Source organism: Tessaracoccus zhenghani (assembly GCF_054552775.1).
Window position 1 is genome coordinate 2691118 of the sequence record NZ_CM137275.1, and the last position, 19520, is coordinate 2710637.

Below are 19520 nucleotides of genomic sequence, written 5' to 3' on the forward strand. Positions count from 1 at the left end.
GGCAGGCATTGCCGCCGGCGCGTTGGCGTTGAGCGGGTTGGTATTCCCCCAATCCGCTAACGCAGCGTACGAATACACGCGCATACCCAGTGGTCGGGCACCAAAGTCCAGCCGCCGCACCACCTCACGGTGAAGATTTCAGACGAGCCGGTGCAGCTCGGTCGCGTGAGCCTGACTCCGCGCCAGTCGTCCAACGGTTCGGGCCGCGTCAATGAATACGAGGTCTGGACCTCGGCCAGCGATTGCACGGCTGAAACTGGTGGCTTCGTGAAGCAGGCCGTGGGCGAGTTGGACCGCCTCGTGGCCAACAGCAAGCTCGTGCGCGGCATCACCTTCGACCCGGCGGCCGCCCTGAGCCGGCGTTCCGCGCGCGGCACCCAGCGTCGTCCGGCGGCGTGAGCCTGCTTCAATGCTGGGTTTGTGCCCGAGGACGGCGCCCCATCCAGCACTGAAATCGGGCGGCCGTGTTCAATGCTGGCTTTGAGGCCAAGGACGGCGCCAAACCCAGCACTGGGCCGGAACGTGAAGTCGCCCTGGCGCCTGGCAGCCGCGCGTCGGTCAGTCGACAGGGGCCAGCGGCAGCGTCACCGTGAAGGCCGTCCGGCCAGGCCTGCTCGACACCATCGCCGACCCGCCGAAGCCCTCGGCGATGGCACGCACGATCGCCAGCCCCAGCCCCGTGGACGGAACGGTGGAGTGGGTGCGCGCGTCGTCGGCCTTCGTGAACCGCTCGAAGACGCGGGGCAGCGTCTCGGGCGGGATGCCGGGACCGTTGTCGGCGACCTCGATCACCGCGCGGTCCCCATGCCGCCGCACGCACGTGCGCACGACGGTGCCGGGCGGCGTGTGTGTCCGGGCGTTGCTCAGCAGGTTGATCATCACCTGGTGCAACTGGTCCGCGTCGGCCAGCACCATGACCTCCGGCTCCGGCAGCATCAGCTGCCACTGGTGGTCGCGGCTCGCGGCCTGCGCGTCGCTGACCGCGTTGACCACCACCTCGACGGCGTCGACGGGCCTCGCCTCCACCTGCGTGTCGGCATCGAGCCGGGCCAGCAGCAGCAGGTCGTTGACCAGCTTGGTCATCCGTCGGGATTCCGAATCGATGCGCTGCAGCGCGAAGGACTTCTCGCCTTCCGGGGCGCGCTCCGCGAGCTCGCTGTAGCCCCGGATGGCGGCCAGGGGGTTGCGCAGCTCGTGCGACGCGTCCGCGACGAACTGGCGCAGCTTCACCTCGGACGCTTCGCGGGCGGCCAGCGCGCCCTCGATCCGGTCCAGCATGTCGTTGAAGGCGGTGGCCAGGCGGGTGACCTCGTTGTTCTCCGGCAGCGCGCCCACCGAGACCCTCGGTACCTCGACGCGTCCCCGTTCCAACTGCAGGTGGCTGACCTGGTCTGCCGTGTTCGTGAGCGCGGTCAGCGGCCGGGTGGCGCGGCCCAGCACCTCGCGCGTGACCAACGCCGTGACGGCGACGGCCGACAACGAGATGCCCGCCGCGAACAGCGTCAGCCACAGCAGGGAGCGGTCGATGTCGCCGGTGGGCAGCCCCACCGACACCTTGCCCAGCCGCGTCTCCCGCGCCTCGACGCGGTACTTGCCCATCCCGGGCAGCATCACGGAGCGCTTCTCGCCGTCGGCCGGCAGTTCGACGAGGCGGATCATCGCCGCGGTGGTCACGGAGTCCACTTCGCCGTCTTCGATGACGCTGCCCACGGCGCTGCCGTCGGGCAGCTCCAGGGCGATCACGGTGCCCACCCTCATGCCGGGGGTCTCGATGCCGGGCACCCGGTCGCCGCTGCTCCAGCCCGGCCCGCGACCCTGCCGCACCTGCGCGCCGTCCAGCTCGGTGTCGAGTTGGCGGTACAGGATGGTGGCGGCCGCGAAGACGGTGACCATGCTGACCACGAGCGCCAGCACCGCGACCGTGATGACGACGCGGGGCTGGATCTGGGCGGCGAGGGAGCCGCGTCGCTGAGGGCTCATCCGGCGGCCGGCCGCAGCACGTAGCCCGCGCCGCGCATGGTGTGGATCATGGGGTCGCGGTTCGCGTCGATCTTCTTGCGGAGGTAGGAGATGTACAGCTCCACGACGTTGGCCTGGCCGCCGAAGTCGTAGTTCCACACCCTGTCCAGGATCTGCGCCTTCGACAGCACCCGCTTGGGGTTGCGCATCAGGAAGCGCAGCAGTTCGAACTCGGTGGCGGTGAGGTTGATGTGTTCGCCGGCGCGGGTCACCTCGTGGGAGTCCTCGTCGAGGATCAGGTCGCCGACGATGATCTGCGTGTCGGGGCGGATCGACGTGGCACCGGAGCGGCGCAGCAGCCCCCGCAGCCGTGCGATGACCTCTTCGAGCGAGAAGGGCTTGGTGACGTAGTCGTCGCCGCCGGCGGTGAGCCCGGCGATGCGGTCCGTGACGCCGTCCTTCGCGGTGAGGAAGATCACGGGCACGTCCGGGTCCTCGGTGCGGATGCGGCGCATCACCTCCAGCCCGTCGAAGTCCGGCAGCATCATGTCGAGCACCAGGGCGTCGGGTTGCGCCTCGCGGGCCACCTTGACGGCCTCCGTGCCGGACGTCGCCGTGTAGACGTCCCACCCCTCGTACCGCATGGCCATCGACAGCAGCTCGATGAGGCTGGGTTCGTCGTCGACGGTGAGCACGCGGATGGGCGTGCCGTCCGGGCGGGTCAGGGTGTCAGCATGGGCCATGGGTCCACTCTCTCACCGCCGGGTGGGTGAAAGCTATGGGGTTTCTGTGGGGTACCTGTGAGAGCCCGCCGCTGGTTCGTCCGGCACAGGGTAGGCCGTGGGCCGGTCGCGGGGGTCCGGTTCGATCAGGCGCTCGCCGGCGTCGTCGCGCGGCCGCAGGAACAGGTAGTCGAGGCCGGCGCGGCCGGAGCCGAAGGCCAGGAGGACCAGGCCGAAGGTGGCCAGGACGGCGTTGTACTCCCAGCCCCGGTCGTGCTGGTAGAAGCCGGCGTCGAGCCGCGTCGTGAGGATGACCGCTCCGTTCTGGACGATCATGCCCAGGCCGATGAGCGGGGTGGCCAGGCCGAAGATGAGGAGCGCGCCCCCGATGAGTTCGAAGGCGATCGTCGCGATGACGAGCCCCTCCGCGCTGGGCAGGCCAACCCCTTCGAGGATGTTGGTCTGGTCCTCGAGGCCCGTGATGTTCCAGCGGTACCAGCCGTGCGCGATCAGCGTCACGCCCAGCACGATCCTGGCCACGAGCAGCGCGAGGTCACGCACCACCTTCAGGAAGGCGTCCATCGCAGCTCCTAGTCCTCGGTCAGCTCCTCGCCGTGGATCAGCTTGCCAGAAGAACCGGCGCCGAGACGCTCCAACGCGAGGCGCGCCACCATTTGCTGGTTGGTGACCACCCGCTGTGAGCGGCCGTTGGTCACGAACGTGATGAACCAACTCAGCAGCGTGGTGATGCGCTGCTTGAACCCGGCGATGTAGAGGAGGTGCAGGAACAGCCACGCGAGCCACGCGATGAAACCGGTCAGCTGGATCTTGCCGATCTGAGTGACGGCGGCGAACTTGGAGATGGTGGCCATGGACCCCTTGTCGCGGTACGTGAACGCGCCGGGCTCGGGGGAGTTCTCGACGCGGGCCCGGATCGTCTTCGCCGCATGCTTCGCGCCCTGGATGGCGCCCTGGGCGACACCCGGCACTCCCGGCATCGACGCCATGTCGCCGATGACGAACACCTCAGGGTGCCCGGGGAGGTTCAGCTTCTCGTCGACGACGACGCGGCCCGAGCGGTCCAGTTGGGCGTCGGACTGCTCGGTGAGGGTCGCGCCCAGTTCGCTACCCTGCACGCCGGCGGCCCACACCTTGCAGCCTGCCTCGATGCGTTGGGTGCTGCCGTCCTTGCGGCGGAAGGTCAGGCCGTCGTCGTCCAGGTCTGTGACGATGGCGCCCAGCTGCACCTCCACGCCCTGCTTTTCCAGCGTCTCCTGCGCGTTGCGGCCCAGTCGTGGCCCGAAGGGCGGCAGCACCTGGTCGGCGCCGTCGAGCAGCACGACGCGGGCGTCGGAGGGATCGAAGGAGCGGAACTCGTTGCGCAGCGTGGAATCCGCCAGCTCGCGGATCTGGCCGGCCATCTCGACGCCCGTGGGGCCGGCGCCCACCACGGCGAACGTCAGGAGCCTGCGCCGCTCGTCGGGATCGGTAGTGAACTCGGCCACCTCGAACGACTTCAGGATGCGGGCCCGCAGCTCCAGCGCGTCGTCGATCGTCTTCATGCCCGGCGCGAACGTGCGGAAGTGGTCGTTGCCGAAGTAGCTCTGGCCGGCGCCGGCGGCAACGATGAGGGTGTCGTAGGGCGTCTCGTGGTGCTGGTTGTGGAAGCGCCACTTGACGGTGCGGGCGGTCAAGTCGATGTCCTCGACGAGGCCCAGCAGCACCTGCACGTTCTTCTGCCGGCGCAGGATCTCACGGGTGGGGGGTGCGATCTCGCCCTCGCTGAGGACGCCGGTCGCCACCTGATAGAGCAACGGCTGGAAAAGATGCGTGTTGGTCTTGGCGATGAGGGTGATGTCCACGTCCGCGTGCTTCAGGGCCTTGGCCGCGAACAGCCCGCCGAAGCCGGATCCGATGATGACGACACGATGCATGTGCCCAGAGTAATCCGCAACATACTCGTGGCGAAAATATCCCGGATCGTTTCCACTAGTCTGGCGCGGTGCGCAACTGGCTGTGGGTGACGATCGGGTTCTCGGCGGTGCTCGTCATCGTCGGCGCCGCGTTCGTCGACGCCCCCCTCCTGCTCGAGGGCCCGGCGTCCTGGTGGCGCGTCATCGTCTCCTTCACCGGCCATTGCGTGCTGCTGCTCGCCTGGTGGCAGTTGGGGCCCCGCTGGCACCGCCCGCTGACGACGGCGGCCTTGTGGTCGCTGCCCATGCTGGTGTCGCTGCCGCTCCACTCCCGTGACGCCTACGCGTACGCGGCCACCGGCTGGCAGGTGGCCCGGGGTATCAACCCGTACGAGACGGCCATCGGCGATGCGGGGCAGCCCGGCCTGCTCGTGGGCACCCACTGGCACACCACCACCTCGGTCTACCCCTCGCTGCAGCTCGACCTGTTCGGCCTCATCTCGCGGCTGACCGCCGGCGACATCCTCGCCACCCCGATGGCCATGCGGATCCAGAGCGTGCTCGCGCTGGCGATCCTCGCCTGGGTGCTGCCGCGGCTCGCCCGGCGCTTCGGCGTCGACCCGGGCCTGGCGCTGTGGGCCGGGCTGCTCAACCCCGTGATCCTCGTGCAGTGGATCGGCGGCGCGCACAACGACGCCCTGATGGTGGCGCTCGGCGTGGCTGCGTTCCTGGCGGTCACCGACCTGGGATGGCGCGGCTGGCGCGGGCTCGTCGTCGCCGGCCTGCTGCTGGGCGTCGCGATGGGCATCAAGCAGTCCGCTGCGCTGTACGGCCTCGGCGTGGTGGCCCTCGCCTGGAGCCTCCGTCGGCCCGCCCGGTCCTCCTGGTGGGGTCTCGCGTGGGTGGCTGTCGTGCCGGGAGCGGTGACGGTGCTGACGTTCCTGGCCACCTCGCTCCACTGGGGCCTCGGCTGGCGCAACCCGACGGCGGGCCAGCCCATCGGCGCCACCAGCAACGCCCCGCTGTCGTGGGTGGCGTCCTTCTTCCGCTACCACGAGATCTTCCCGGAGGGGGTCTCCGACGGCGTCATCAACCTGCTCTCCACCCTGCTGATCGCGGTGGTCGTGGTGCTCCTGTGGGTGAAGTGGGGCCCGAAGGGGCGGGCGACGGGGGACCGGCCGTGGCTCTTCGCCGTCGCCGTGCTGGCGGCCTTCATGGTGTGCGCGCCGGCCCTGCAACCCTGGTACCTCACGTGGCTGCTGCCGCTGTATGTCTTCTGCCCGCGCTCGCCGCTGACGGACCGCGTCTGGCTGGTGGTGGTGGCCGCGTTCGCGCTGCTGCCCGCGCTGCAGGATGCGATGGCGCCCTATGTCGCCATGGTGGTGGTGGGGGTGCCGCTGTGGTGGTGGTGGCGCCGCGGAATCCCGGCCATCGCCCAGCGGCCGGCACACTAGACTCCACCCCATGCTCTACGTCTCCACCCGTGATGCCTCGGGCGCGCCCGGCAAGCGGTTCAGCGACATCCTGCTCGAGGGTCTCTCCGCCGACGGCGGGCTGTACCTGCCGGACAGTTACCCGCAGGTCTCCGTCGCCCAACTCGATGCCTGGCGCACGCTGCTGGCGGAGGAGGGCTACGAGGCGCTCGCGTTCGAGATCGTGTCGCTGTTCATCGACGACATCCCGGCCGAGGACCTGCGCGGCATCGTGGGGCGGGCCTACGAGCCGTCGAAGTTCCTCGACCCCGCCGTCGTGCCGCTGACGCAGTTGAGCGACGGGTTGTGGTTGGCGCACCTGAGCAACGGCCCGTCCGCCGCCTTCAAGGACATGGCGATGCAACTGCTGGGCGAGCTGTTCGCCTACGAACTGGAGCGCCGCGGTGAGAGGATCACCATTCTGGGCGCCACCAGCGGCGACACCGGGTCCTCGGCCATGTACGCGCTCCGCGGCAAGCAGGGCGTGAAGGTGTTCATGCTGTCGCCGCAGGGCCGGATGACGCCGTTCCAGCAGGCGCAGATGTTCTCCATCGACGACCCGGACATCGTCAACATCGCCGTCGACGGGGTGTTCGACGACTGCCAGGACATCGTCAAGGCCATCAACGCGGATGCCGACTTCAAGGCCCGGCACAAGATCGGGGCCGTGAACTCCATCAACTGGGCGCGCCTGCTGGCCCAGGTCGTCTACTACTTCGCCGCCTGGCTGCGGCTCCCCGAAAAGCACGCGGGGCCGGTCAGCTTCGCCGTGCCGTCGGGCAACTTCGGCAACATCGCCGCCGGCCACATCGCCCGCGAGATGGGCCTGCCCATCCACCGGCTCATCCTGGCCACCAACGAGAACAACGTGCTGGAGGAGTTCTTCCGCACCGGCGTCTACCGCGTGCGGGCGGGTGCCGAGACGCACGCCACGAGCTCGCCGTCGATGGATATCTCGAAGGCCTCGAACTTCGAGCGCTTCATCTTCGACCTGCTGGGTCGCGACGCCGCCCGCGTGCGGGAGCTGTTCGTCGACGAACTGGGCTCCCACGGCTCCTTCGACCTTGGCGGCACCCCGGAGTTCCGCGGCCAGGTCGAGCGGTTCGGGTTCGTGGCGGGGACGTCCACGCACCAGAACCGGCTGGACCAGATCCGGCGGGTCTTCCGGGCCGACGGCGTGGTCATCGACCCGCACACTGCCGACGCCGTGCAGGTCGCCGGCAGCCTACCCGTCGACGGCCCGGTCATCGTGCTGGAGACCGCGCTGCCAGTGAAGTTCGCCGAGACCATCGTCGAGGCCATCGGCGTGGTGCCGTCACGCCCGGCGCGCTTCGAGGGGATCGAGGATCTGCCTCGACGCGTCCTCAGCGCCCCGAACGACGCCGTCGCCGTCCGCGCGATCATCGAGCGTTCCGCGTAGCGTCACGACGGCCAGCCCCACCAGGGTGACCCCGAACAGTAGTCCGGCGGCGTAGAAGGCCCACTCGCTCAACGAGCTGAGCCCGAATTCCGCCACCACGAAGAGGATGGGCTCCACGCCCAGCCAGCGCGGCCCGAAACGGGCGCGCAGCAGCATCACACCGAACAGGATCATTCCGAGTACCAGGCCCAGCATGCCGAACGCCAGGTAGGGCACCAGGTGGGGACTGCTGTACATGGCTTCAATGACCGGCCCCACCTCGTCGTGCAGCTCTGTGTGGGGGGCGAAGGTGAGCAGCATGATCTGGACGCCTCCGCCCACGCCGTGCGCGAACGCGCTCAGGGCGATGAGGGCGGTGGCCACGAAGGTCAGCCTCGGTGCGCGCTGCCAGGTCTGGGCCGCGATGCCGACGACGCCCGCGGCCAGGAACAACTGCGAGATGGTGAACAGGTGGAAGGACCAGCCAGCGGCTGGGGTCACGGCGATCTCTGCCAGCCACGTGGCGGGTGGCCCCGCGAAGTTGGGGCCGAAGGGCAGGGAGGCGCACGTGGTGAGCGCCGCGAGGGCGAGCGTGAGCGCGGTGGTCCAGCGCAATGTGGGTGAGGTGATGTGCATGGCTGCTCCTTGGTTGGGACCGACCTGTGCCGGTTGCCGCCGACGCTACGAAGCCGGCGGTTGGCCGGTCATCAGCCCCACGGGGTCGGTTGTGTCCCGCGGAGTCGACTTCCGGAGACCCAGCGGTCTTCCCTGGAATGGCATGGGACGACGGTGGGCTGCTTAGGCTGTGCGCATGGCACGGCCTCGATTCAGCCCGCAGGCGCAGGACCTGGTGGTCTCGGCGCTGCTCGCCGCGCTGGGACTGTTCGAGGTGTGGCTGCCGATGGAGTCCGTCTTCGGGGCAGGCTCGCCCGCGGTCAGTTCCGTCGGCATCGTCGCGGTCGCCGCGCTGCTGTCGCAACGGAGAGCGCGGCCGTGGGTGGCGGTGGCCGCTCTCCTCGTCTGGCCGGTGCTGGGCTTGCTCACCGGCGGTCAGTTACAGGTGCTGTTCCTCGGCCAGTTGGTGCCCACCTACGTCCTGGCCTACTCAATGGCGCGCCACGCCCCGGGCGCACTGCGGTGGCTCGCCGCGTTGTTGATCGCGGCCTATCTGGCGCTGGCGGACCTGGCGCTGCCGGATCTCCGCAGCCCCGGGGAACTCATCTTCCATTGGGCCACAGTGGCGCTGGCCTACCTCATCGGACGCGGGCTGCGCGCCTCTGAGGAGAAGGCGGTGGCTGCTGCGGTGGCCGCTGAACAGGCCGATGCAGCGAGCCGGGAACGTTCGGCCGCCGCCGTTGCGGGGGAGCGCGCGAGGATCGCCCGGGAACTGCACGACATCGTCACGCACGCCGTCGGCGTGATGGTGGTGCAGGCGGGGGCAGCGGAGCAGGTGGTCGACGAGAACCCGGAGTTCGTGCGGCGCGCGCTGGGCGCCATCCGCACCAGCGGCACGGGCGCAATGTCGGAGATGCGGCGCATGGTCCAGATGCTCCGCGTGCCGGACCCGGTGGCGGCGCTGACGCCCCTGCCGGGGCTGGAGGCGCTGCCTGAGCTCGTGGCCGCGGTCCGCGACGCGGGGCTCGAGGTCCGCGTCACCCGGACCGGCCGGCACGTGCCGCTCGGCGGAGGGCTGGATCTGGCGGCCTACCGGATCGTGCAGGAGGCGCTCAGCAACGTGCGTCGACACTCGGCGGCGACCTCGGCGGACGTGGGCATCCATTTCGGCGACGACCTGCGCATCAGAGTCAGCGACCCCGGCCCGGCCCTGCCGGGAAGCGCCTCCCCCGGTCACGGCCTGGTCGGGATCCGCGAGCGGGTCTCCCTGTTCGGCGGCACGCTGACGGTCCACGACGAGGACGGGTTCGCCGTCGAGGCCGTCCTGCCGTTGGAGGGTCCATGATCAGGGTGTTGATCGTGGACGACCAGGAACTGGTGCGCGCCGGGTTCAGGCTGATCCTGGAGCGTGCGGGGCTGACGGTGGTGGGGGAGGCAGCCGACGGTGAGGTCGCCGTCGAACTGACCCGCCGGGAGCGCCCCGACGTCGTTTTGATGGACATCCGGATGCCCAGGCTCGACGGCGTCGCCGCCACGCAGCGGATCCTCGCAGGGCCGGGGTCGCGCCCGAAGATCCTGGTGCTGACCACGTTCGACCTCGACGAGTACGTGTGGTCGGCGGTGCGTGCGGGCGCCTCGGGGTTCCTGCTGAAGGACGTCGCGCCCGACGACCTGGTGCACGCGGTCCGTGTGGTGGCCAGGGGCGAGTCGATGTTGGCGCCGGCCCTGATCGGTCGCCTGTTGGAACAGTTCACGCGCCGTCCCGCGCCGGGCGTCACGCCCGAGGGGTTGGACTCGTTGAGCGAGCGCGAGCTGGACGTCGTCCGGCTGGTGGCCCGTGGGCTGTCCAACTCGGAGATCGGCGCCCGGCTGTACCTCAGCGAGACCACGGTGAAGACGTATGTCTCCCGGGTCCTGGGCAAGCTCGACCTCCGCGACCGCGTCCAGGTCGCCGTCATGGCCTACGAGTCCGGTCTCGTCCAGCCCGGCTCCTGACCAACGCCCGCCACAACCGCGGCCCCCCTTCATAGCTATGCGTTTTCGCCCCCGCGAACCGGTCGTCGGGTAGGAATGGTGCATGCAACCATTCGAGTTCCTCGGTGACTGGTCCGGTCAACTGATCGCCACCTCCATCCATGCCGGGCATCACCTGAGCCCAGAGATCGCCAGGTCCATGGTGCTCGACGAGGAGGTGCGCTTCCGCGAGGAGGACCCCTTCACGGACCTCATCGCCGGTCGCATCCCGGCCCGGGTCAACGTGCACCTGTCGCGGTTCGAGACGGATCTCAACCGGATCCGCACCAAGGCCGTCTACCGGACGCCGGACGACTGCTGGGGGCTCAAGGTCTGGGACACCGACGAACTTCCCGAGGACGCGGTCGACATCGCCCTGACAGGCTATGACGCGTTCTATGCCGCCCTGGCGGAGCGCCTCGATGTGGTGGCCGAGCGCGGCCCGTTCGTCATCTATGACGTGCATTCCTACAACCATCGCCGCGACGGCGCGGACGCGCCCGACGAGCCGGTCGAGGAGAACCCGGAGGTCAACCTCGGCACCGGCTCGCTGAACCATGAGACGTTCGGCGACGTGGCGGGCGCCTTCCGCGAGTCGATGCTGGGTCAGGGCTTCGACATCCGCGAGAACGTGAAGTTCAAGGGCCAGAACCTCGCCTGGTTCGTCCACGAGCGCTACCCCGGCGTGGGCTGTGTGCTGGCCATCGAGTTCAAGAAGACGTTCATGGACGAGTGGACGGGGGAGCCGGACCACGAGCACATCGAACGGCTCGCCGCCGCCCTCGAGCAGACCCAGGGCCCGGTGCTGGCGGCGCTCGCCGAGATCCCCGAGCGGCACATCCCGCAGCGCCGGGATCCCGAGCAGGCCATGGCTGGCGAGGGCGGATGAGTAACAACCCGCTCTCGATGGTGGACCAGGCCATCGACCTGCAGCTGTCGCAGCTGAGCACCAGCTTCCGGTTCATCCTGGACGTCACGCCCATCGACGCCAACGACGTGAAGGACGCCTTCGTCGCCGGCGACGTGCGGGAGCCGGAGTTCACCTACCGCGACTACATCATCGAGCCGGAGGTGCTCCACACGGTGCTGCACAGCATCGACGTCACCCGCGTGCAGGACGCGACGGTGGGCGCGCTGTTGCGCAACAAGCACCGCGAGCTGGACCTCCAGCTGTCGATGTTGCGCTGCCGCGGCTCGCAGGACTTCCGCAACCTCTCCATCGAGCTGTTCGGCGGGGTCCACCAGGACCTGCTCACGGCGGCCGAGGCGATCCTCAGCCGGATCGACGCCTCGGCATGGTCCGGTGAACGGCTGACGGCCGAGGAGTTCCTGGCCGTGGCCAACGAGGAACTCGACTACTACCGCGGGCTCGAACCCGACGTCGACATCCACGCGGAGATCCGGCCGGATTCCACCGGCGTCATGGTGTCGGGCAACCTGCTGCTGATCGGGCCGGAGGCCTCCGTATCGGCGGACCGCGCCAACGCGCTGATCCAGCACGAGGTCGGCACGCACCTCGTCACCCAGGTCAACGGCTCCCACCAGCCGCTCCAGGTTCTGGGTACCGGCCTGGCCGGGTACGACGAGACCCAGGAGGGCCTGGCCGTGCTGGCGGAGGTGGCCTGCGGGGAACTGACCGCGTCGCGGCTCCGGCAACTCGCCGGCCGCGTGCTCACCGTGTCGCGCATGCTCGGCGGGGCGTCGTTCCGCGAATGCTGGGAGGGCCTCGTCGACGACGGCTTCCACCCCGGAGGCGCTTTCTCCACCGTGATGCGCATCTTCCGCTCCGGCGGGCTGACGAAGGACGCCTGCTACCTGCGCGGCCTCATCGACATCCTGGGGCACCTCCGCTCCGGCGGCGACCTCGGCGCCTTCTTCCTCGGCAAGTTCGCCCTGGAGGACCTCCCTCTCATCGAAGAACTCAACGCACGAGGGGTGCTCAGCGCCCCCGTCGTGCTGCCCCGCTGGTTCGACGAGGCCAGCAGCCGCGAGCGGCTCCTCGTCGCAGCCCAGACCACAGACCCCACCGAACTCATCCAAGGAGTTGCAGCATGAAGATCGGATTCGTCGTCAACGACGTCATGACCGAGAAGGCCGAATACACCACCACCAGGCTGGCCATGCACGCCACGAACATGGGTCACGAGGCGTGGCTGATGGGGATGGGCAATTTCGCCTACGAGGCCGACGGCTCCCTCAGCGCCCGCGCCCGCGCCGGGGCCGGCAAGAACTACCGCTCACTCGAGCGCTATATCGAGGACGTGCAGAAGCCCACGTCTGAGGAGCGGCTACCGCTCAGCGAGTTCGACATCGTGATGCTCCGCTCGGATCCCGCCGACGACGCGCAGGGCTCGGCGTGGGCCAACAACGCGGGGGTCGCCTTCGGGCAGCTCATCGCCTCGACGGGGGTCCTGGTGGTCAACGACCCCACCAGCCTGGCCAACGCGTTGTCGAAGGCCTACTTCCAGCACTTCCCGGAGGCGGTGCGCCCCACTACGCTCATCTCGCGTGACGAGGCCCAGATCGTCGACTTCGTGAAGGATCTCGGCGGCCGTGCCGTGCTGAAGCCGTTGCAGGGTTCCGGTGGCAGCGGCGTCTTCCTGGTGAACACGGACGAATCCCCCAACATGAACCAGATCATCGAGGCGATCTCCCGCGACGGCTACGTCGTGGCCCAGGAGTACCTTGAGGAGGCGAAGAACGGCGATGTGCGGATGTTCGTGATGAACGGCAAGCCGCTGATGATGAACGGCAAGTGTGCGGCCTTCCGACGCCGGTCGAGCGGGTCGGACCTGCGCTCCAACATGTCGGCCGGGGGCAAGGCGGAGGCCGTCAAGGTCACCGATGAAATGCTCGAGATGGTGCATGTGGTGCGCCCCAAGCTCGTCGCCGACGGGATGTTCCTCGTCGGGCTCGACATCGTGGGCGATAAGCTCATGGAGGTCAACGTCTTCAGCCCCGGTGGTCTGGGCTCCTGCGCCGCGCTGTACGACGAGAACTTCGCGACCGCGGTGATCACGGATCTGGAGCGCAAGCTCGAGATCCGCCGGCACTACGGAAACCAGATCGCCAACATCAGCCTGGCCGCCCTCTAGCTTCACCCGGTGGCGCCGGGCGCCGGATCAGCTGAAGCGCACCATGTTGTTGAACCGCCAGTCGCGCGTCCATTCGTAGACCTTCGAACCATCTGCCTTCGTCACGAGCGCGATGGCGTCCGACTCGATGTAGCTCCGGCACCCGTTGCGACCGGTGGCTGGGGTGTCGCATTCCGTGCGCCACTTGCGCCCGTCAACCGCGGTCCAGGACCCGGACGCGGCCAAGGGGTTGCCCTTCCACATTGCGCGGGGCGAGGTCTTGTAGGTCAGGTTGTTGAATGCCCAACCGTTCGTTTGCACGAACCTGCCGCCCACCTGGGCGACCGTCGTCGCCCAGATCTTCGTGCGGCACCGCTCGGTTCGGGAGTAGGGCTCGCAGGCGGTTTTCCAGCGACGCCCGTTGACGAGATGCTCGCCAGGGGTGGTGTAGATGTCGAGCGGTTTCGGCGCGGGCGGAGCTGGGTAGACGTCGAGGAAGTTGCCCCGTTCCGTGTGGGTGGTGCCCAGCGGCCCCTTCGCTGCTTCGGTGACGACGGTGGCCAGCACCTGCTTGACGAACGCGACCGAACGCGCGTCGTAGGCGATCCCGGGCGTCAGGGCGAACGCGAAGCCCATCGTGCCCAGGTTCAGCACGCCTGCCTTCGACGGCGCCACATAGTACGTCAGGTCTGAGATGCCCTTGCGGGTGGTGCAGTCGAACGTCGAGTGCGCGGCGATGTGGACGCCCTGGGGGGAATCAGGGCCCGCCTTGTCGACCTCGTGGCCGATGAGCTGGGGATACCGCGAGCCCGCGGTGGCGCCGGTTCCCTTGAACGCCCAGAACGATGGGTTGGTGACGACCAGGTCAGTCTGCGGATTGGCCCCGTCGCAGTCGTACTGTGAGCCGATCAGCCGGGCCTCCGGGTTGGGGTAGGGCTCGGCGCGGAAGGTGCCCGTCGAGGTGCGGTCCTGCACCGGGTCGAGGTGGCTGAGCTTGTAGGAGGTGACCTCCGTGAAGTCTGCATTGAAGCGAGTCCGGTAGTAGGCCGCGTTGGAGCCCAGGAAGAGGAGGTTCGTGCCCCTGTCTCGCAGGATCTCGGCATTGCGGCGCATCTCGACGGACCAGTACTCGTCGTGGCCCAGCATCACCAGCGCCCGCGAGCCCCGGAACGAATCCGCCCCGCGGTGCAGCTCGGAGTTGGTGGTGTAGCTGATGGGAACGCCCAGCGACTCGAGGTACTGGACCAAGCCCAGTTCGTAGCGGTAGAACTTGTCCGCGCCGTTGCCTCGGTTGGGCCGGTTGATGTTGACGGTGTAGGCCCGATTGAGCGCGCTGCCGTCGGGCAGGCCGACGTACAGCGAGTAGCCGCCGATGCTGTTGTACGCCGCATGCGTGGAGGTGGCGAACATCACGGTCACGGCCCCGGAGTGGCTGGGGGAGCGCAGGAACACCGAGACGTAGCGCTGGTTGCCGCCGTTGTCTGAGAGCTTCGCCAGGTAGGCACCCGGCTGCCAGGAGGTGGTGTCGAAGCGGTGCGTGACGCTCCAGTTGGAGCAGTCCACCGTCTTGTCGCGCGTCACGCACCCGGGCTGCTTCACCGCGGGCTGAGCTGGAGCAGTGGCGACGAGTTGGCCTCCGGTGCCGTCGTAGTGGCCCATCCTGAACATCTCGACGGAGACCGTCTCCCCTGTGGCGTGGACCTTCAGCCGCAGTTCGTCACCGGGCAGCAGCGATTCCCCGACGGCGTAGCCGGAGAGCACCTGCCAGTCCCCGAGCCGGCCCGTGATCCGCCACGTGGACTCCGCTGAGGCGGGTTGGGCGGAGGCGAAGATGGTGGTCAGGGCCACGATGACGGCGATGAACAGTGTCTGGATGCGCATGAATGATTCCCCCTGGTCAGCGATCTGTCCCCGACTCTAACGTGCGGTGCCGACATGGGTGCTCAGGGAGCCCAATACTCAGGGTTCCCCAGGGTTGAGCCGGATAAGCTCAACTTTGACTTGAGCCTGGGCGCGGTCTGTGGTTAGCTTGAGTCAACCCCGCTCAAGGGAACTGATTCGACTTCAACAGCTTCATGCAGCTAACACCCAGGAGGAAATCCCATGGCTCGTGCAGTAGGCATCGACCTCGGCACCACCAACTCGTGCGTCGCCGTCCTCGAGGGCGGCGAACCCACCGTCATCCCCAACTCTGAAGGCTCGCGCACCACCCCGTCCGTGGTGGCCTTCTCGACCTCCGGCGAGGTCCTCGTCGGCGAGGTCGCCAAGCGTCAGGCGGTCACGAACGTGGACCGCACCGTCCGCTCCGTCAAGCGCCACATGGGCACCGACTGGAAGGTCGAGATCGACGGCAAGGACTACCGCCCCCAGCAGATCTCGGCATTCGTGCTGCAGAAGCTGAAGCGCGACGCTGAGGCGTACCTGGGCGAGTCGGTCACCAACGCGGTGATCACCGTCCCGGCCTACTTCTCCGACGCCGAGCGTCAGGCCACCAAGGAGGCCGGCGAGATCGCGGGCCTGAAGGTGGACCGCATCATCAACGAGCCCACCGCCGCCGCGCTGGCCTACGGCCTCGACAAGGGCGACACCGAGCAGACCGTGCTCGTCTTCGACCTCGGTGGTGGCACGTTCGACGTGTCGCTGCTCGAGATCGCCGACGGCGTCTTCGAGGTCAAGGCCACCAAGGGCGACAACCGCCTCGGTGGCGACGACTGGGATTCCCTCGTCGTGGACTGGCTCGTCACGCAGTTCAAGAACAAGAACGGCGTGGACCTGTCCAAGGACAAGATGGCCCGCCAGCGTCTGCAGGAGGCCGCCGAGCGCGCCAAGATCGAGCTGAGCTCCGCGTCGGAGACCGCCATCAACCTGCCCTACATCACCGCCTCGGCGGAGGGCCCGCTGCACCTCGACGAGAAGCTGACCCGCTCGGAGTTCCAGCGCATGACCCAGTCGCTGCTGGACCGCTGCCGCGCGCCGTTCAACGCCGTCATCTCCGACGCCAAGACCTCCGTCGACAAGATCGACACGGTCCTCCTCGTCGGTGGTTCCACCCGCATGCCCGCCGTCGCGGACCTGGTCAAGGAACTCACCGGTGGCAAGGAGCCCAACAAGGGCGTCAACCCGGACGAGGTCGTCGCACTGGGCGCCTCGCTGCAGGCCGGCGTGCTGAAGGGCGAGGTCAAGGACGTGCTGCTCCTCGACGTGACCCCGCTGTCGCTGGGCATCGAGACCAAGGGTGGCGTGATGACCAAGATCATCGAGCGCAACACCACCATCCCCACCAAGCGCTCCGAGGTGTTCACCACCGCTGAGGACAGCCAGCCGTCGGTGATGATCCAGGTCTACCAGGGCGAGCGTGAGTTCGCCCGCGACAACAAGTCGCTCGGCAACTTCGAACTGACCGGCATCCTGCCCGCACCGCGGTCCGTGCCCCAGATCGAGGTCACCTTCGACATCGACGCCAACGGCATCGTGCACGTCAACGCCAAGGACCTCGCCACGAGCAAGGAGCAGTCCATGACGGTGACCGGCGGTTCCGCCCTGGCCAAGGACGACATCGAGCGCATGGTCAAGGACGCCGAGTCGCACGCCGAAGAGGACCGCAAGCGCCGCGAGGCCGTCGACATGCGCAACGAGGGCGACGCCCTGGTGTTCCGCACCGAGAAGCTCCTCACCGAGCACGACGAGACCATCGGCGAGGACGTGAAGGCGCCGGTCGTGGAGGCCACCAACGCGCTGAAGGAGGCCCTGAAGGGCGAGGACGACGACGTGGTCAAGGCCGCGATCGACGACCTCAACACGAAGGCCGCCGCGATGGGTCAGGCGATCTACGCCGCCGCCCAGGCCAAGGCGCAGGAGTCCGCTCCGGCCGACGGCGGGGCCGCTGACGCCACGCCCGAGGGCGAAGAGGACGTCGTCGAGGCGGAGATCGTCGACGAGGAGAACGACAAGTGACCGATTCGCAGTTCACTCCGGACAGCGACGCAGTGGGCGAGGCCGTCGAGGAGACGGCCTCGCCCACGGGCGCACCTGAAGCCCCCGTCGAGTTCGAAGCCGTTGACGCTCCTGACCGTGTCGCCGAGCTCGAGGAACTCGTGGCGGAGCGCACGACGGATCTTCAGCGCCTCGGCGCCGAGTACGTCAACTACAAGAAGCGCGTGGACCGCGACCGCGACCTGGCCCGCCAGGCCGGCATCGAATCAGTCCTGACGGACTTCATGCCCGTGCTGGACTCGATCGCCCTCGCCAGGGAGCACGGCGACATCGACGGCGGTTTCCGCATGGTCGCCGACGAGCTGGAGAAGGTCATGGCCAAGCACGGCCTGGTGTCGTTCGGTGAAGTGGGCGAGGAGTTCGACCCCAACCGCCACGACGCCCTCATGGCGGTCCAGCTGGACGAGCCGGTCACGGTCACCACCGTGTCGCAGGTCATGCAGCAGGGCTATCAGCTCAAGGGGCGGGTCGTGCGCCCGGCACGCGTCGCCGTCGCCAACCCGTAATGCCGTGCATGGGCCTGCCCTCGCGACGACGTCGCAGGGCAGGCCACCCGGCCCGTGGAGGAACAACCATGCACCCTCATTCAGAAAGGAGATGATCGGGAAGTGAGTACCAAGGACTGGCTCGAGAAGGACTACTACAAGGTTCTCGGCGTCTCCAAGAACGCGTCGCCGGACGAGATCAAGAAGGCCTTCCGTCAGATCGCCCGCGACAACCACCCTGACCAGAACCCGGGCGACAGCGCCGCCCTGGCCCGGTTCAAGGAGGCCTCTGAGGCCAACGCGGTGCTGTCGGACACGGAGAAGCGCAAGGAATACGACGAGGCCCGCAGCCTGTTCGGCGGCGGCTTCCGGTTCAACCGGCCCGGGCAGCCCGGCGGCGGAGCGTCGCCGTCGTTCGAGGACCTGTTCCGCAATGCCGGCCAGGGCACCGGGCAGCAGGGCTTCGGCGACCTGTTCGGTGGTCTGTTCAGCGGAGGCGCCGGGGCCACCCGTCGCGCCACGCAGCGCGGCCCCCGTCGCGGCGCCGACATCGAGGGCGACGTGACCATCAGCTTCGAGCAGGCCGTCGAGGGCGCCACGGTGACCATGCGGACGGTCTCGGATCAGCCGTGTCCGTCGTGCCGGGGTACCGGCGCGAAGGCCGGCACGCTGCCGCGGGTGTGCCCGTCCTGTGAGGGTTCGGGCATGCAGTCGTCGCAGGCCGGCGGCGTGTTCCACATGAGCGAACCGTGCACGGACTGCCTCGGTCGCGGCCTCATCGTCGACACCCCCTGCCCGGACTGCGCCGGTTCCGGCCGTGGGAAGTCCACCAAGACGATGAACGTGCGGATCCCCGCCGGCGTCGAGGACGGGCAGCGCATCCGGCTCAAGGGCAAGGGCGCGGCCGGTGAGAACGGCGGCGCGCCGGGAGACCTGTACGTCAGCGTGCACGTCACCCCGCACAAGTTGTTCGGACGCAGCGGTTCCAATCTCACACTGGACGTGCCGGTGACGTTCACCGAGGCGTCGCTGGGCGCCGACATCCAGATCCCCACCATGCAGGGGCAGCGCGTGAAGCTGCGGATCCCGCCGTCGACGCCCAACGGGCGCACGATGCGGGTGCGTGGCCGCGGCGCGCGGAAGCCGGACGGCTCGCAGGGTGACCTGCTGGTGACCATCAAGGTCGAGGTGCCGGACGATCTGAGCGCGGAGGCCAAGGCCGCACTGCTGGAATACGCCGAGAAGGCCCACGAGGTCAACCCTCGCGAGTCGCTGTTCGGAGGGTGATGCCCGATGAGCCAGCATCTGCAGCCCTTTGACCCCGACGCGGCGGTCTTCCCCGTTTCGGTGGCCGCGTCGCTGGCCGACATGCACGCGCAGACCCTGCGCGGCTACGACCGGCTCGGCCTCGTCGTCCCCCAGCGGGCGCGGGGCCGTGGCCGGCGTTACTCGTTGCGCGACATCGCGAAACTGCGGCACGTGCAGTACCTGTCGCAGACCGAGGGCATCAACCTTGAGGGCATCCGCCGCATCCTCGCGCTCGAGGAGCAGGTCGACGGCCTGCGCGACCAGGTGGAGCGCCTGAGCGAACTGGTCCGGCGCATCCAGAGCGACGAGATGGCGGCGCGGGTGTTCACCGCGGAGTCGTCCGGGCGCGTGCACCAGGGCCGGTACCGGCCGCATCGGCGCCTCGCGCTGCCGCCGTCGGCCTCCTGACGACGTGGCGGTGGCAAGAACCGCCGGATTGGCTCGGGTCGCCGTCGTAGTGGCGGTTGTGGCCTCGCCCGTCGAGCCCAACTCCCGCCCACCTTCGCGTTGGCGGCCTTGCCCAGCGCAGCCATCCGGAACCCGGGCTTCCAGCGGGTGACCGGCGGC

General features: G+C 68.7%; 18 protein-coding genes. 12 read left to right on the plus strand and 6 right to left on the minus strand.

Features of this window, described 5'->3' with window-relative positions:
- Nucleotides 1-129 precede the first annotated feature (129 nt).
- The gene (locus ACX1DX_RS12620; RefSeq protein WP_459396870.1) at nucleotides 130-399 is read left to right on the plus strand and encodes a hypothetical protein; all 270 of its coding nucleotides are present in this window, start codon (nucleotides 130-132) and stop codon (nucleotides 397-399) included.
- 159 nt (nucleotides 400-558) lie between these two features.
- On the opposite strand, the gene ACX1DX_RS12625 is transcribed toward ACX1DX_RS12620, so the two are convergent.
- From ACX1DX_RS12625 to ACX1DX_RS12640, 4 genes are read right to left on the minus strand one after another with little or no spacing between them, the layout of a single operon-like run.
- The gene (locus tag ACX1DX_RS12625) at nucleotides 559-1980 is read right to left on the minus strand and encodes a sensor histidine kinase (protein ID WP_459396871.1); all 1422 of its coding nucleotides are present in this window, start codon (nucleotides 1978-1980) and stop codon (nucleotides 559-561) included.
- Nucleotides 1977-2702 (minus strand): response regulator transcription factor, encoded by a 726-nt coding sequence (locus ACX1DX_RS12630; RefSeq protein ID WP_076063093.1) that lies wholly within the window; start codon nucleotides 2700-2702, stop codon nucleotides 1977-1979. The genes ACX1DX_RS12625 and ACX1DX_RS12630 overlap by 4 nt, the downstream gene beginning before the upstream one ends.
- 33 nt (nucleotides 2703-2735) lie before the next feature.
- Nucleotides 2736-3263: a DoxX family protein gene (locus ACX1DX_RS12635; RefSeq protein ID WP_182762729.1), complete on the minus strand. Its 528-nt coding sequence runs from the start codon at nucleotides 3261-3263 to the stop codon at nucleotides 2736-2738.
- Between the two features lie 8 nt (nucleotides 3264-3271).
- Nucleotides 3272-4615 (minus strand): NAD(P)/FAD-dependent oxidoreductase, encoded by a 1344-nt coding sequence (locus tag ACX1DX_RS12640; protein WP_459396872.1) that lies wholly within the window; start codon nucleotides 4613-4615, stop codon nucleotides 3272-3274.
- A gap of 68 nt (nucleotides 4616-4683) precedes the next feature.
- Between ACX1DX_RS12640 and mptB the strand changes: the two genes are divergently transcribed.
- Entirely contained in the window at nucleotides 4684-6048 is a 1365-nt protein-coding gene (gene mptB, locus ACX1DX_RS12645) for a polyprenol phosphomannose-dependent alpha 1,6 mannosyltransferase MptB (RefSeq protein ID WP_459396873.1), read from the plus strand.
- Between the two features lie 10 nt (nucleotides 6049-6058).
- A complete protein-coding gene (thrC, locus tag ACX1DX_RS12650; RefSeq protein WP_459396874.1) occupies nucleotides 6059-7486 on the plus strand; it encodes a threonine synthase in 1428 nt (475 codons plus the stop codon).
- Here thrC and ACX1DX_RS12655 read toward each other — a convergent pair.
- Nucleotides 7382-8101 (minus strand): hypothetical protein, encoded by a 720-nt coding sequence (locus ACX1DX_RS12655; protein ID WP_459396875.1) that lies wholly within the window; start codon nucleotides 8099-8101, stop codon nucleotides 7382-7384. The two genes, thrC and ACX1DX_RS12655, sit on opposite strands and share 105 nt — an antisense overlap.
- 175 nt (nucleotides 8102-8276) lie before the next feature.
- Here ACX1DX_RS12655 and ACX1DX_RS12660 point away from each other — a divergent pair, with 175 nt between their 5' ends.
- From ACX1DX_RS12660 to ACX1DX_RS12680, 5 genes are all read left to right on the plus strand, one after another.
- Entirely contained in the window at nucleotides 8277-9425 is a 1149-nt protein-coding gene (locus ACX1DX_RS12660; RefSeq protein WP_459396876.1) for a sensor histidine kinase, read from the plus strand.
- Nucleotides 9422-10075, plus strand: coding sequence for a response regulator (locus tag ACX1DX_RS12665; RefSeq protein WP_459396877.1), 654 nt, complete (start codon nucleotides 9422-9424; stop codon nucleotides 10073-10075). The genes ACX1DX_RS12660 and ACX1DX_RS12665 overlap by 4 nt, the downstream gene beginning before the upstream one ends.
- A gap of 82 nt (nucleotides 10076-10157) precedes the next feature.
- Nucleotides 10158-10982 carry an N-formylglutamate amidohydrolase gene (locus tag ACX1DX_RS12670; RefSeq protein ID WP_459396878.1) on the plus strand — a complete coding sequence of 275 codons (825 nt, stop codon included), beginning with the start codon at nucleotides 10158-10160 and terminating at the stop codon, nucleotides 10980-10982.
- The gene (locus ACX1DX_RS12675; protein ID WP_459396879.1) at nucleotides 10979-12148 is read left to right on the plus strand and encodes a peptidase MATCAP family protein; all 1170 of its coding nucleotides are present in this window, start codon (nucleotides 10979-10981) and stop codon (nucleotides 12146-12148) included. The genes ACX1DX_RS12670 and ACX1DX_RS12675 overlap by 4 nt, the downstream gene beginning before the upstream one ends.
- Nucleotides 12145-13188, plus strand: coding sequence for a glutathione synthetase (locus ACX1DX_RS12680; protein ID WP_459396880.1), 1044 nt, complete (start codon nucleotides 12145-12147; stop codon nucleotides 13186-13188). The genes ACX1DX_RS12675 and ACX1DX_RS12680 overlap by 4 nt, the downstream gene beginning before the upstream one ends.
- Nucleotides 13189-13215: 27 nt before the next feature.
- On the opposite strand, the gene ACX1DX_RS12685 is transcribed toward ACX1DX_RS12680, so the two are convergent.
- On the minus strand, nucleotides 13216-15048 hold the full coding sequence (locus ACX1DX_RS12685) for a N,N-dimethylformamidase beta subunit family domain-containing protein (RefSeq protein ID WP_459396881.1): 1833 nt from the start codon (nucleotides 15046-15048) through the stop codon (nucleotides 13216-13218).
- A 222-nt stretch (nucleotides 15049-15270) separates the two neighbouring features.
- Between ACX1DX_RS12685 and dnaK the strand changes: the two genes are divergently transcribed.
- The 4 genes from dnaK to ACX1DX_RS12705 all read left to right on the plus strand — a co-directional run bounded on the left by dnaK (nucleotide 15271) and on the right by ACX1DX_RS12705 (nucleotide 19361).
- Nucleotides 15271-17121, plus strand: a complete 1851-nt coding sequence (gene dnaK / locus ACX1DX_RS12690; protein WP_182762708.1) for a molecular chaperone DnaK — start codon at nucleotides 15271-15273, stop codon at nucleotides 17119-17121.
- The gene (locus tag ACX1DX_RS12695) at nucleotides 17118-17666 is read left to right on the plus strand and encodes a nucleotide exchange factor GrpE (RefSeq protein ID WP_182762706.1); all 549 of its coding nucleotides are present in this window, start codon (nucleotides 17118-17120) and stop codon (nucleotides 17664-17666) included. Before dnaK ends, ACX1DX_RS12695 begins: the two co-directional genes overlap by 4 nt.
- Before the next feature lie 102 nt (nucleotides 17667-17768).
- On the plus strand, nucleotides 17769-18932 hold the full coding sequence (dnaJ, locus tag ACX1DX_RS12700) for a molecular chaperone DnaJ (RefSeq protein WP_459396882.1): 1164 nt from the start codon (nucleotides 17769-17771) through the stop codon (nucleotides 18930-18932).
- Nucleotides 18933-18938: 6 nt separating this feature from the next.
- A complete protein-coding gene (locus ACX1DX_RS12705) occupies nucleotides 18939-19361 on the plus strand; it encodes a heat shock protein transcriptional repressor HspR (RefSeq protein WP_459396883.1) in 423 nt (140 codons plus the stop codon).
- The last annotated feature ends 159 nt before the right edge of the window (nucleotides 19362-19520 follow it).